Source organism: Acinetobacter sp. ME22, from assembly GCF_022012315.1.
GTDB lineage: Bacteria > Pseudomonadota > Gammaproteobacteria > Pseudomonadales > Moraxellaceae > Acinetobacter > Acinetobacter brisouii_A.
In genome coordinates this window covers 309,579-322,585 of record NZ_JAKLTL010000003.1, presented here as the reverse complement: position 1 = coordinate 322,585, position 13,007 = coordinate 309,579, and the positions used below count along the sequence as shown (strand labels likewise).

At 41.9% G+C, this 13,007-nt stretch carries 17 protein-coding genes and 1 other RNA gene; 7 read left to right on the top strand and 11 right to left on the bottom strand.

Going from position 1 to position 13,007, the window contains the following annotated elements; all coding sequences use genetic code 11:
* Nucleotides 1-31: 31 nt before the first annotated feature.
* Together LVY74_RS06490 and ssrA are read right to left on the bottom strand one after the other, a co-directional pair.
* A complete protein-coding gene (locus LVY74_RS06490; RefSeq protein ID WP_237814386.1) occupies nt 32-1,258 on the bottom strand; it encodes a tyrosine-type recombinase/integrase in 1,227 nt (408 codons plus the stop codon).
* Between the two features lie 180 nt (nt 1,259-1,438).
* Nucleotides 1,439-1,798: a transfer-messenger RNA gene (ssrA, locus tag LVY74_RS06485) on the bottom strand.
* A gap of 320 nt (nt 1,799-2,118) precedes the next feature.
* On the opposite strand from ssrA, the gene LVY74_RS06480 reads away from it, so the two are divergent.
* The 3 genes from LVY74_RS06480 to LVY74_RS06470 are packed head-to-tail and all read left to right on the top strand — an operon-like array spanning nt 2,119 to nt 3,960.
* Entirely contained in the window at nt 2,119-2,889 is a 771-nt protein-coding gene (locus tag LVY74_RS06480; RefSeq protein WP_237814384.1) for an energy transducer TonB, read from the top strand.
* Between the two features lie 34 nt (nt 2,890-2,923).
* The gene (locus tag LVY74_RS06475) at nt 2,924-3,556 is read left to right on the top strand and encodes a MotA/TolQ/ExbB proton channel family protein (RefSeq protein ID WP_151710054.1); all 633 of its coding nucleotides are present in this window, start codon (nt 2,924-2,926) and stop codon (nt 3,554-3,556) included.
* A complete protein-coding gene (locus tag LVY74_RS06470; protein WP_151710053.1) occupies nt 3,556-3,960 on the top strand; it encodes an ExbD/TolR family protein in 405 nt (134 codons plus the stop codon). The genes LVY74_RS06475 and LVY74_RS06470 overlap by 1 nt, the downstream gene beginning before the upstream one ends.
* Nucleotides 3,961-4,010: 50 nt before the next feature.
* On the opposite strand, the gene msrA is transcribed toward LVY74_RS06470, so the two are convergent.
* The 4 genes from msrA to thyA form a co-directional block, all read right to left on the bottom strand.
* Complete coding sequence (gene msrA, locus LVY74_RS06465; RefSeq protein WP_237814383.1) at nt 4,011-4,532, bottom strand: peptide-methionine (S)-S-oxide reductase MsrA; 522 nt, start codon at nt 4,530-4,532, stop codon at nt 4,011-4,013.
* A 30-nt stretch (nt 4,533-4,562) separates the two neighbouring features.
* On the bottom strand, nt 4,563-5,024 hold the full coding sequence (locus LVY74_RS06460; protein WP_237814381.1) for an META domain-containing protein: 462 nt from the start codon (nt 5,022-5,024) through the stop codon (nt 4,563-4,565).
* A gap of 190 nt (nt 5,025-5,214) precedes the next feature.
* A complete protein-coding gene (locus tag LVY74_RS06455) occupies nt 5,215-5,727 on the bottom strand; it encodes a dihydrofolate reductase (RefSeq protein ID WP_237814378.1) in 513 nt (170 codons plus the stop codon).
* Nucleotides 5,724-6,566, bottom strand: a complete 843-nt coding sequence (gene thyA / locus LVY74_RS06450) for a thymidylate synthase (RefSeq protein ID WP_237814377.1) — start codon at nt 6,564-6,566, stop codon at nt 5,724-5,726. Before thyA ends, LVY74_RS06455 begins: the two co-directional genes overlap by 4 nt.
* A gap of 126 nt (nt 6,567-6,692) precedes the next feature.
* Between thyA and LVY74_RS06445 the strand changes: the two genes are divergently transcribed.
* Complete coding sequence (locus tag LVY74_RS06445) at nt 6,693-7,520, top strand: YwqG family protein (protein ID WP_237814376.1); 828 nt, start codon at nt 6,693-6,695, stop codon at nt 7,518-7,520.
* A 6-nt stretch (nt 7,521-7,526) separates the two neighbouring features.
* Here LVY74_RS06445 and LVY74_RS06440 read toward each other — a convergent pair whose 3' ends face one another.
* From LVY74_RS06440 to lgt, 3 genes are all read right to left on the bottom strand, one after another.
* Entirely contained in the window at nt 7,527-7,868 is a 342-nt protein-coding gene (locus LVY74_RS06440) for a hypothetical protein (protein WP_237814375.1), read from the bottom strand.
* 2 nt (nt 7,869-7,870) lie between these two features.
* Nucleotides 7,871-8,248 carry a hypothetical protein gene (locus LVY74_RS06435; protein WP_151777285.1) on the bottom strand — a complete coding sequence of 126 codons (378 nt, stop codon included), beginning with the start codon at nt 8,246-8,248 and terminating at the stop codon, nt 7,871-7,873.
* An 88-nt stretch (nt 8,249-8,336) separates the two neighbouring features.
* Nucleotides 8,337-9,149 (bottom strand): prolipoprotein diacylglyceryl transferase, encoded by an 813-nt coding sequence (gene lgt, locus LVY74_RS06430; RefSeq protein WP_237814373.1) that lies wholly within the window; start codon nt 9,147-9,149, stop codon nt 8,337-8,339.
* Nucleotides 9,150-9,245: 96 nt separating this feature from the next.
* Here lgt and LVY74_RS06425 point away from each other — a divergent pair, with 96 nt between their 5' ends.
* Nucleotides 9,246-10,028, top strand: coding sequence for an NRDE family protein (locus LVY74_RS06425; RefSeq protein ID WP_237814372.1), 783 nt, complete (start codon nt 9,246-9,248; stop codon nt 10,026-10,028).
* A gap of 4 nt (nt 10,029-10,032) precedes the next feature.
* Here the strand turns inward: LVY74_RS06425 and LVY74_RS06420 are convergent, their stop codons facing one another.
* Both LVY74_RS06420 and LVY74_RS06415 read right to left on the bottom strand, forming a co-directional pair.
* Entirely contained in the window at nt 10,033-10,605 is a 573-nt protein-coding gene (locus tag LVY74_RS06420; protein WP_237814370.1) for a TetR/AcrR family transcriptional regulator, read from the bottom strand.
* A gap of 111 nt (nt 10,606-10,716) precedes the next feature.
* Complete coding sequence (locus tag LVY74_RS06415; RefSeq protein ID WP_237814368.1) at nt 10,717-11,058, bottom strand: carboxymuconolactone decarboxylase family protein; 342 nt, start codon at nt 11,056-11,058, stop codon at nt 10,717-10,719.
* A gap of 101 nt (nt 11,059-11,159) precedes the next feature.
* Here LVY74_RS06415 and LVY74_RS06410 point away from each other — a divergent pair, with 101 nt between their 5' ends.
* Together LVY74_RS06410 and LVY74_RS06405 are read left to right on the top strand one after the other, a co-directional pair.
* Nucleotides 11,160-12,014 carry a DMT family transporter gene (locus tag LVY74_RS06410; protein ID WP_237814366.1) on the top strand — a complete coding sequence of 285 codons (855 nt, stop codon included), beginning with the start codon at nt 11,160-11,162 and terminating at the stop codon, nt 12,012-12,014.
* Between the two features lie 109 nt (nt 12,015-12,123).
* Nucleotides 12,124-13,005: a permease gene (locus LVY74_RS06405; RefSeq protein ID WP_237814364.1), complete on the top strand. Its 882-nt coding sequence runs from the start codon at nt 12,124-12,126 to the stop codon at nt 13,003-13,005.
* Nucleotides 13,006-13,007: the final 2 nt, after the last annotated feature.

Sequence of the window (13,007 nt, the reverse complement as noted above, 5' to 3'; positions counted from 1 at the left end):
ATTAGCATTGAAGTGCAACTCCATATTGCTGCTATGCTTTCTTAAATTGAATCACTTTATCATCTGCCAATTGCTCTAAATGATCGGCGTACCATTGCATTAAATGCTTACGGTCATTGAGATACTGGGCTTTGTTATATACGCCTGCCACGCCGTCTTTAACGTGGGCTAGGGCTGTCTCAATGTGCCGTTCATCAAAGCCTTTGTTATTGAGCAATGTACTGGCAATATGTCTAAAGCCATGAGGGGTTTGTCTTCCCTCATAACCTAAGCGCCGTAACGCCATAATGAAAACCGTATCTGATTTGGGCTTATTTGGATTAGATCGGCTCGGAAAGAGGTATTCAGATTCGCCACGAATAGACTTTAATTCATTGAGCAAATGAACCGCTTGAGTCGGTAATGGAATGATATGTTCACGGCGTTTCTTCATACGTTCTTCGGGGATATTCCAAAGCCCCTCATCAAGATCAAATTCATGCCATTGAGCTTCCCTTAATTCACTGGGGCGACAAAACAACATCGTAAGCAGTTTTAAGCCGATACGAATATCAGTTGTAGGGTAGTTATTTATAGCCCTTAATAATGGCGGTAACTCTTTTTTATCAACATGCGCCATATTCTCTTTTTTGCCCGACTCTAAAAATTTATTTAGTCCCTCAAGTGGGTTGTAGTCAATCCGTCCAGTGACTTTGGCATAGTCGTAAATATCTCGGCACATGGTGCGAATACGTTTCACTTGTTCATAGATTTTTTGCTCTTGTTGGATGCCTTTTAAATGCTCCATCCATTCAATCGGGCGAATGGACACAAAAAGCCGTTTACCGAAAATAGGGTAGATATGCTTTTCTAATGCGCCTCTGTTTCGGGTCATGGTATCGGCAACCCATGTATTTTTTTTGGTGTCTATCCATTCTCTTGCCAGTGCCTCAAACGTAGCGTTATTTTCTTCGAGTTCTTTGGCTTTACGTTCTTGCTTGGTGATGGTTGGATTTTCACCTTTGCCAATATCGGCAATTAACTCTTGTGCTTTCTTACGTGCTAATTCCCCACCTATTTGAGGATAACCACCTAAGCCTAGCCATGCCCATTTACCATTGGGTTTCTTGTATCTGAGTTGCCATGACTTATTACCGTTCTTTTGGACAAAGAAATATAAGCCATTGCCGTCTAGCTTTCGATAGTCCTTATCCTCTGATTCAAGATTAGATAGAGTGGTATCGGACATTGGGCGTTTCTTAATTTGGCTTCTTTTCATTTTTCTTGTATCACTGCGGTTTCAATAAAAACCCAATGATACAAGGAGTGATACACGGCAAGCAATGGTATATACAGTTATGATTCGTTATATACAGGCAAGAAAAAAGGCTTAAACCCTTTAGATTTAAGCCTTTTCGTCTTATATATCCCCATATTCGGGCATATAAATTTAAGTATTTGGTGGAGATGGCGGGAGTTGAACCCGCGTCCGCCAGCATTACGCTCGAGAATACTACATGCTTAGATATCGTCTATTGTTTTAACATTAAGTGACCCGACGAACAGGGTACAAAACGCGATCCTCTTAGTTTGGTATAAAGCCCCGAGGCTTGACTTTATACGGACTTGTGTGCGTTCGCTTCGGTCGGCTTCACTGACCACAAGTATTCAGTGAAGCGGACAAGCGGCCCTTAGGCAGCTAGAGCGTAAGTTTCGTCGTTTGCGACTATAAAAATGCAAATTTGATTTACGAGAGGAAATGCGCTCTCGGCATGCATCTATGAGTTTCATCACCAGCGTCGAAGCCAATAACATCCCCATAATGGTTTTTAAAGTATAACATAACAATTGAAAAATTGATAATTTTTCTAAGTGATCAATGAAATGTAAGGTATCGGTGGTCGCCTGTTACATAGATTTTGTTGGAAATTTTATTGTTATGTTATATCATTTTAATTCTTATTTTTCATAATATCTTTGGGGCTTTCTGATATAAAAGCTTATGTATGAAGAAATTATGAAAAAGAGGTTGCAAATGAAAACACTTCTCATTTATTATATTCAGGCTTAATCGTCCAACTCAAAAGTTGTGATTTATTTTTAGAAAATAAATCATGTATCACAGGTTATTGTTGTGTTATGAGTCACTCTCCCGCATTGAATTTAGATCCTCACTCAAGTGATCGCATGAAAAAGAAAATCCTTGCTGCAGTCACTGCTGTTGTAATTGGACATGTCGGGGTGTTATGGGCATTAGGTCAAATGAAAATTCAGGACTTAAAACCAGTTCATAAAGATCCGTTGCAAGTCCATTTTGTTAAAATTCAGCAACCTCCAAAACCTTTGCCTCCAAAGCCTAAGGAAAAGCCAAAACCTAAGGAAAAACCTAAGGAAGTTAAAGAGGTTAAGGTTGTTGAGAAACAGTTGCCTCCGCCACCTAAAAAAGTGGAAAAAATTCAGCAAGTTAAAACTCAGGCACCTAAACAAGCAGTCGAACAGCCTGTTGTAAAAGCCCCACCTGCACCTGTCGTGACAACCACAACTTCTGTTGTACCGAAATCAACACCGCAGCCTGTACCACAACCTGTTACACCACAACCCAGCGCACCTGCGGCAGATCCATCTCCAAAAACAGTGAGTATTGGTGGATCGGGAGTGCAGTGGAGTCGCTCACCTCGTATTTCTTATGATGGTAGTGAGTTGCAAGGTGCAACACGAACTGTTGTTGTGTTAATCGAGGCCGATGAAAAAGGCAAAGTGACTAAAGTTACACTTGTAAAAGGTAGTGGTATAGCTGCATTGGATGAGAAAGTTCTTCGAGCAGTGCGTAGCGCAAAATTTAAACCTTATAAAGAAAATGGTGTGGCGTATCCAATTAGAGCGAAACAACCATTTGATTTAACACCATAATTTACGGCTAATTTATGAAATCAGGAGTTCGAGCATGAACTTTTCAGTCTACTGGCAAAGTGCCGATGCAGTAAGTAAAACACTGTATTTTGTACTTATTGCAATGTCGATCACAACGTGGACGATCTTCGCACTGCGTTTGATGGGTACACGTCAACTTAAGCAACAAGCATATGCTCAACTCGAACAAGCATTGACCAAGCTTAAGGCAAAACTGGCACCGCTTGCATTTGATCAGCGTAAAGCAGTTGCAGAACAAGCATTGCTACGTCAAATCTCTGAAGAAAAAACGTCAGCAGAAAAGGGTGTTGCTGTACTGGGTACAATTGCTTCTATTGCACCGTTTGTTGGTTTGTTTGGCACCGTGTGGGGTATCTTCCATGCATTGGTTGCAGTAGGTCGTAGTGGACAAGCAGGTCTGGCTCAAGTTGCAACGCCAGTCGGTGAAGCGTTGATCATGACAGGTTTAGGTTTGGGTGTTGCGATTCCTGCGGTACTGGCTTATAACATCTGCGTACGTGCAAATCGTGCCTTAGCACATGCATTACAAGACAAAGCACATACTTTATTGATTGATACCATGTTGCAACAAGAATCAATGACACAAAGCAATCCAGCAAATACTGCGAAAACAGCACAACAAAATTATGCTGGAGGTCAGGCATAATGGCTTTTCAATTGGGTGAAGATCACGATGCTGGTATGAATGAGATGAACCTCATTCCACTCATCGATATTATGTTAGTGTTGATGATCATTTTCTTGGTGACAGCAACGGTTGCAAATCCATCGATTCCGTTGACTTTACCCAAAACCACAGCGGAAATTACAACACCGCCGCCAGAAGCGATCACGATTAGTATCAATGCTAAAGGTGAAGTGGCATGGAATGACCAAATTATTAGTTTAGATGATTTGGCTCAGCGCTTTAATGCTGCGGGTCAACAAGCTCAAAAACCAACTGTGCAACTGCGTGCTGATAAAGAGTCACGTTATGATATGGTTGCTCAAGTAATGTCACGTGCAAGCGAAGCCGGGCTGAGTGATATTGCTTTTGTAAGTGAAAACTAATCAGCAATTTTGAAGTAAAAAAAGCGACCATTATCGGTCGCTTTTTTATTTTATGCCTTCAGTAAACGATAGAATTTACTACGGAGTTTGTCTAGTTTTGGTGGAATGGCAAAGTTACAATAGCCTTGAGTTGGGTTCTTTTCAAAGTAATTTTGATGATATTCTTCCGCTGTATAAAATACAGGTTCATCAGTCAGTTCAGTCACAACATCAATACCTTCTGATTTAAGCTGATTGATGAAGGCTTCAGCTTGCTGTTTTTGCTCGTCATTATAATAGTAAATCACTGAGCGGTATTGTGTCCCGATATCATTGCCTTGACGGTTTAAGGTGGTTGGATCGTGAATAGCAAAAAGAACAGTAAGTAAGTCATGATAGCTGATTTGTGTTTCATCAAAATCAACACGAACAACTTCTGCATGACCTGTATTGCCACTACAAACAGCTTCATAACTTGGCGCAGTGCTATGACCACCTGCATAACCACTTGTTACATGAGTAACTCCACGTAACTGTAAAAAGACAGCTTCTACACACCAAAAGCAGCCACCACCAAATAAAGCCTGTTGCATATTTTTATCCTTCAATAAAATCAAAAAAGTTTAGGGAGTTTGAGGACTTAGTTCCATAATAACATGATTGGATTGATCCTTTAATTTCAAAACCTGTTTTTCCACACTGAAGCTTTCAACTTGCGCCAATGCTAAATGGAATTGATCATTCATTTGTACGCTGTCCAAACACATCATTTTTGTGGATGCCAGAGGGCTAAGATGTAGCACATTGCCTTGTAATTGATAGCTGCCGAAAATTCGGTTACATCCATCACTACCGCTGACACGTTTGTTCTCAATATCAAATGTCAAAGACGGTTGATGATTCAATTCATTTGCGGTGAGCAGATGCCCCTGAATCTGAGTCACTTTCCAAACTGTATGTGGCTTTTGCAATTGCTGTTGTTGCTGCAAAATTTGTGCAGAAGGCTGATTCGGTAAATTTGAACAGGCTGCAATCACACCTAAACCGACAAAAACCATTGAGAAGATCAGCTGTTTTAAGGTCATGGGCTTATCCTTATTTATTTTATAATTAATTAAAACCAATATATGTTTATTTTTCGGGTATGACTGTCATTTTAAAACGAAGATTTTGTTATGCTTTGCAAAACGTGCAACAAAAGATAAAGATATGATGTTTTTATGAAAAAAATGAGTATCTTTTTGCTGAAAAAATACTCATTTTGGTGGGGGATGATTACTTACGATAGCTTGCAAACTCAAAAGCAATGCCTGATTGCTCATCAACCTGCTTTTCACTACTTATCTTATGAAAGTCACTTGGAATTTCAGGATAGTAAGCATCGCCTTGTACATCAAGCTCAACATGAGTTAATTCTAAACGATCTGCAATCGGTAGCGTTTGTTTGAAAATTTCCCCACCACCAATCACAAAAATACTTTCAGGTTTTTCGCTAGCAGCAACATCAGTGAGCGCTTGAGCCAATGCATCTTCAATACTATGTGCGACTTTAACCTTGTCAAAAGACCATGATGGATCACGGGTAATCACCCAATTGACTCGTTTAGGTAAAGCACGTCCCATAGATTCAAGGGTTTTACGTCCCATCACCACCACACCACCTTGCGTGATGGCTTTAAAGTGTTTTAAATCTGCAGAAATATGCCAAGGTAGGGCGTTGCCTTTACCAATACAGCGTTGTTGATCCATCGCGACAACATGGACGACTTCGATTCCTTGAAAACTCATACAGCCACCGGTGCTTTAATTGCAGAATGTGATTGGTAATTGACGATTTCGATATCTTCAAACTTAAACTCGAAAATATCTTGAATTTCAGGATTCAGTTGAAGCTGACACAGTGGCAAAGGCTCACGTGTTAATTGTAAACGGGCTTGCTCAAAGTGGTTGGCATATAGATGCGTGTCGCCGCCTGTCCAAACAAAGTCGCCAACACCTAGACCACAGACTTGCGCAATCATATGGGTGAGTAGGGCATAACTGGCAATATTAAACGGCACGCCCAAGAATACATCGGCACTACGCTGATACAACTGGCAAGACAATTTACCGTCTTGAACGAAGAACTGGAACAGCGTATGACAGGGTGGTAAAGCCACTTGCCCAGCTTCTTGAGGGTTCCAGCCTGAAACGATTAAACGGCGTGAATTTGGATTGGTTTTGATTTCATTAATTAACCATTGAATCTGATCAAAACCATCTTTTTGATAACTGCCATCGGCATTTTGAGTTGCGCCAAAGTTGCGCCATTGGTGACCATAGACAGGGCCAAGCTCACCCTCAGGGCGGCCGAAACGCGCGGTTTGTTCTGCGGTTGCCCATTCATCCCAAATGGTGACTTTATGGTCTTGTAAATATTGAACGTTGGTATCACCTTTTAAGAACCACAACAGCTCAATTGCAATCGAGCGAAAATGAACTTTTTTGGTGGTGAGTAAGGGAAAGCCTTGGTTCAGGTCAAAACGCATTTGATGACCAAATACAGAACGTGTCCCTGTCCCTGTACGGTCGCCCTTATCGCCACCGTTGTCCAGAATGTGCTGTAGTAGATCAAGATACGTTTTCATAAAATTCCTATAGAGCTGAAATGTTACGACGTTAGTTGTCGCACTATGGCGTTTACGCCAAGATTTGTCAGTCTGAGAAGTTTATACTAATCGCCATCAAAGCCCAATAATATTTAATTAGCAAAAATGACCATTGATCTACAGCAGTTGCCCGCAGCGTTGCAGGCCTATAAAAATCAGATTTTGGCTTCGGCAAAACCGAGCATCGAAATGCAATTGAGCCCATCTGAAGATTTAAATTTGTGGCAAAGTAAAGTCGGTGGAGAACCTTACTTACCTTTAACAGCCACTTATCCTGTTGATCGTGAAGGTCAACCACTGAAGTTGCTGGCTCAGCTTAATTTTTCTGAAATGCCTGCCCATCCCGATTTTCCAAGTACAGGAATCTTGCAGTTTTTTATTGGTACAGATGATTTGTACGGTGCAGATTTTGATGAGCCACGTTTACAGCAAGACTTTCGAGTACAGTATTTTGAGCAGGTGACACAAGATTTGGCGCAATTGCATCAAGTGTTTCCATCTTCGTCAAATGCTGATGAGGTTTATTCTCCACTCACAGGACAATACGCGCTGACATTTACCCCAACCGAGCAGTATATCAGTATTGAAGATACGCATTTCGGACGACAAGTTTTAGCAGTCGATCAGGTCTTTGACTTCGAGGAACAATTCGAGGGTGAGGATTTTTATGAAGAATGCTATGAGCCGTATGCAGATTTGTGCCCTGCCAATGGGCATCGAATTGGCGGTTATCCATTCTTTACCCAATCTGATCCGCGCGAGTTTAATCCGACCATTCAGGATTATGTGCTGTTGCTACAGATTGATTCGGATACCGACAATGGGGTAGACATCATGTGGGGTGATTGCGGTGTGGGCAACTTTTTTATACACCCCGATGATCTGAAAAATCGTGATTTTTCTAAAGTACTTTATAACTGGGATTGTGCATAACCCCTGTTAGCGTTTGGCTCGGTTTTGATAAATAGACATCACAAAAAGACCCAAAATAATAAAACCGAGCCCTTGCCCCAACCACGCCCATAGCGCATTGTTGGGCTGTAAGCCGAGGGCAATCAGCCCACCCACAGGCAAAATCCAAACTAGAATTTTTGTATAAGGATAGCGTGCGCCATATTGATAAATGAGATGCATAAACACGCCAATCACGACACAGATTCCCACCCAAAGAGAGGGGAGAGCTGATACCTTTGACAGTAGCATGGTAATGACACAAATAGCGATGGTGATGGTGAGTTTTACGTTGCGATTACAACGTTCAGAGTACCAAAATTGCAACATAATTAAGATTCAGAAGAAGTGGGTTTTGACAAATGTGCCAGTGGAGAAAAAATAAAAACACTCAGCGCCATAAAGGCGAGTCCCTGAACCCCTAAAATCAGTAAGTCATTCATGGTTTTCATAAACAATAAAGCCAAGATCAGGGCGAGGGGTATCCATGTAAATACGCGGAATAAAAAGCGGCTTGGATCATTTTTGGCAATTTGTAAACGTGCATAACGGCAAATTAAAAACACCAAACCTGTGCCTGTAAACATCAGGATGACCGAAGCAGGAAGTGGTTTATAGAGATACAGCCCCGCAGCGATGGCAACCGTGATCAGCAAAATCAGGATTTTCTTGGCAAGTGTTGTATTCGATTCAAACCAAAATTCGAGCATCTTATCTCAATAACATGATGGAAGCAGTGTGGCACTTTAGCATAAAAAAAGGGGCTTTCGCCCCTCATTCTCTGCTGTATTTTTGCTTTTATTTATGCAGTGTCCAGTCATAAATTTTACGCTGGTAGGCAAATGCCATTAACAGTAAACCTGCAACAATCATTGGGAAAGATAGCATTTGACCTTTCGTGACCCAACCAAACAGGATAAAGCCCTGATCTGCATCGGGTTCGCGGAAAAATTCCATAAAGAAACGTGATAAACCATAACCAATTAAAAATAAAGCTGAAACTGCCATGCGTGGGCGAGGTTTGCTGCTAAACCACCATAGAATGATAAACAGCAATAAACCTTCACATAGCGCTTGGTAAATTTGTGATGGGTGGCGAACTAAATGCAACGGATCGGTTGGGAAGATCATCCCAAATGGATAGTTAGGATCGGTCACAGGACGACCATACAATTCTCCACCAATAAAGTTCCCAATACGCCCAAACATTAAGCCTGTGGGTACGCAAGGTGCGACAAAGTCCATGGTCTGAAACCATGTCTTTTGATATTTCTTGCACCATAACAGCATGGCAACCATGACGCCGATAAAGCCGCCATGAAAACTCATGCCACCTGTCCAGACTTGAAACAACCAGAGTGGATTGGCAAGAAATTTATCGAATTCATAGAAAAGCACATAGCCAACCCGACCACCGAGTACAACGCCTAAAGCTCCATAAAAGACCAAATCGGAGACCATTTCGGCTGTCCAGTCGGTGCGTTGTTTAGCACGATAGTTGGCAAGTCCCCATGCACATAAAAATGCCAAGAGGTACATTAACCCATACCAGTGTACTTTGAGCGGACCAAGCTCAATCGCAATTGGATTGATGTTGGGATAGGTCAGCATGACTATTCCTTTCATTTCTGTATGTTTGGCAAGATTCTAGCCGATAAACCTTAAAATTGTTGTACATTCAATGTTTAAAGATACAAAGGAATTGTGATGTGTATTGTGGTGCTGGCTTGGCAGGTGATTGAAGGCTTGCCTCTGTGTTTATTGTCCAATCGGGACGAGTTCTACGCACGTCCAACCCAAGCTTTAAAGCATTGGGAAAATAGCCCGATTATTGCAGGGCAGGACTTGCATTCGGGGGGAACATGGATGGGAATGACTGAGGTGGGGCGTTGGGCGGTGATTACCAACTATCGCGATGCTTCAGATCAGCGAACCTATCCAACTTCGCGTGGTGACATTGTGGCGGATTATCTGGCTTCAGAATTGCCGCCAGTTCGTTTCGCGCAGCAACTCGAACAGCATCAGCAAGATTATGCAGGCTTTAACCTGATTGTGGGAGATCGACAGCAAGCTGTCTATATGAGCAATCGCGGTGAAGCGCCGCAAGTTTTGGCGAATGGGGTGTATGTGGTATCAAATGGTTTGATGTCGGAACACTGGGCAAAAACTCAGCATTTGCGTCAGCGGTTTGTGCAGGAACTTTTACCATTATTGGCATTGCCCGATGTTACTGAGTCTGAGCTGCAACAGGTGGCTTGGGATATTTTAGAAGACCAGCGTCAGCGTTTGCCTGAGCAGTTGCCACAGACAGGCATTTCTCTAGAATTAGAACAACTTCTATCATCAACCTTTATTGTCAGTCCAAACTATGGGACGCGCTGTTCCAATTTTTTACGTGGTTTTCAGCAGTATGCACAATGGCTAGAGAAAACCCAACATGGTCAGCAACAGGGAGCGGTTCAAACCATTGAGTTTAGCTATACAGACTAAATGTTTAAGCTTGGAAAGAACGACATAAATCATCCACTCCCTGTTTAATATGGGCAGCATATTCAAGATCAGAGGTTGCCCAAGTCACCAGACTAATGCCTTCAAGAAAGCTGAAAAACAGTCGGGCTTGGTGTGCTGCATTGCCTGATGCAATGTGCTGCTGTTGCATCCCTGTTAGAAGTATTTTTTCCAACCAGCGCAGTTGTAACTGAAAATACTGTCGTGTTAAGGCTTGCAAGGTTTCAGGCAGCACGCTCATTTGTGCTGCCAACGCTCCACATAGGGGTAATAGTTGTTCTTGTTGGGATTGAATAAAAACTTCAGCAAAGGTTTTCAGTCGTGCAATCACATCGTCATGTAAGTCTTCGATCTGTTGTAGATGTGCTTGTGTCTGCTGAATGGATTGTTCAATGATTTCCCGTCCCAAATCTTCCTTGCTCGGAAAATGATAATGAATACTGGCTTTACGAATTTGAATCACTTTTTCCAAATCGGAATAACTAAAATTGGCATAGCCTTTTGAGCGTAAAAGTGGAATTGAGATTTCAATAATTTTCTGTTTGGTATCTTGGGACATATACATCTACATGCAGAGAAACACACTGCTATAGTGTATGCAATAAATTCAGGCTGCATATGCTTATTTCTGCAATAAAAGAGCAAATCGCTAGATTTGCTCCATCATTTCCTAATTTGACATTTCTTCAAAGGCATCTAGCACACGGGTTGAATAGACAAATGCGGCACCTGCATTCAGGGCAATCGCTGTACCCAAAGCTTCGGCAATTTCTTCTTTGCTTGCACCCGCCTGTTTTGCTGCGGCAACATGGGCGGAAATACAGCCATCACAACGTGTCGTTACTGCAACTGCCAGTGAAATCAGTTCATGGGTTTTATCATCAAGCAGGCGTTTTTGTCGTGTTGCTGCTTCAAGTTGATGAAAAGCTTGAGAAACAGGCGGATTAATTTTTGCAAAGTTACCTGCGCCATGGATGAGGGTATTGAGTTTATTGGTCCATTCTTGTTGCATGATTGCATCACCTTTTTATTGTAAATAAATCTACCTACCTATTGGTAGGTAGATTTATTCTATATATACTTAAAACGATGTCAATAAGGATATTGCAGATCATGTGGAGCAGGATTGCATTGACCATGAGTGCATTTGCGGCAAATTCAATCTTTTGTCGTTTGGCACTCACCCAGCAAATGATTGACCCATACAGCTTTAGCCTGATTAGGATGCTCAGTGGTGCTTTGATGTTGGCTTTGTTACTTAGATCAACACAGCAACTCAAGCCCAACCGTCTACATTGGAAAGGGGGCGTGTATTTAACAGGGTATATTTTGGCGTTTTCTGTGGCATATGTACGGCTAGATGCAGGCTTGGGCGCTCTGTTGCTGTTTGGCACAGTACAAATCAGCATGGCACTGTATGCGCTATATATTGGAGAGAAAATGACATGGGCAAAAGCATTCGGGCTGCTTCTAGCATTTTCTGGGATTTTAATATTATTCTTGCCAACCAGTCATGCACCACCTGTTTTTTATGTGCTGATGATGGTGATTGCAGGTTTGAGCTGGGCAGCATATAGCATTTTAGGAATGTCTAGTGCATCACCTGTGCTGATAACCTATCAAAATTTCTTGTGGGCAATTCCGATCTGCCTACTGCTTAGTGTGGGGCATTTTGATCAAGTCAAACTGCATGGGTTAGGTGTGGTTTTTGCTGTGATTTCAGGAACATTAACCTCTGCCTTGGCGTATGTGCTGTGGTATAAAGTCCTGAAAAAAATTGATTCTCTCACTGCAAGTACTGTGCAGCTCAGTGTGCCATGTCTGGCTTTACTGGCAGGCGTCGTATTTTTAAATGAAGCATTTAGTTTACGTATGCTGTTGGCAACGGTCATGGTATTGAGTGGTATTTTGCTGTTGATTTTTGCAGCACAGCGTTTAAAACATGCTGATCATTCATCACCCATCTAAATGGATAGATTCACGGGCTGTGATTTGATTTTATTTGAAATTTCAAGTAATTTCATAAGGCTGTTTTATCGTGATTAAGCTATAAAACATACAGTATAAGGAGATCAGGGTGAGTTTAGTTTTACCAACATTGGCATTTATATTTGGCTGGCTCACTGCAATATGGAAATCTGCTGAAACACTCAAAGTCTTTTGTTCACGCATCTTGGCGCGGTTTTTTATTCCCTTTGTCATCATTTACAACATGGTTTACTACCAGTCAGGTAGCTTAAGCCTGATGTTATTTAGCTTCACTTCAGCCTTTTTGGTCTATCTTGGCTTTGTTTATTTCTTTAAAGATCGGCTAATTGCACTCTGTGCCAGTTATGTCAATTTGGCATGGCTCGGTTTCCCATTCGCTTTGGCAATTTTTGGGCATCAGATCAGTTCCGCAATGATCGCACTGTATATTGGTGGATCGTTATTTGGCAATATTTGGGCTGTTTCAGCGGTGAGTTCAGCTCCCCAAGATACTTTGAGTTTAGCCAAGAAAGTCTTGCTTTCACCACCTGTGATTGCCCTGATTATTTCGGCAATTCTGCGTTTATTACAGGTGCAAAACTTTCAGGAACCGAGCTGGGTACTACATCTGTATCAGTTTGCCAAAGTGGGTATGGTGTTTACAGGTATGTGCGTACTGGGCATGTGGCTACGCCACACCAAAGTTGAAAAAGCCGATCTTTGGCATAGTGTGCGTGTCATGTTACCCAAGTTACTCTTTGGAGCAATTATTTGTAGTGTGAGCTATTTCTGTATTCCAATCGATACGTTTAAAGATTATATCGGTTTGATGTTGTTTTTATTTTGCTTGCCACCTGCGGCGAATATTGTGGCATTGGAAACCCATTATCAGGGGACAGGTTATTCAGCGCGTTATATTGCGGCAGGGACGATCGTCAGTATTGTGGTCATTTTAATTTTTGGATTGGTGTGGCATGTACTCAAGGGCTAAAT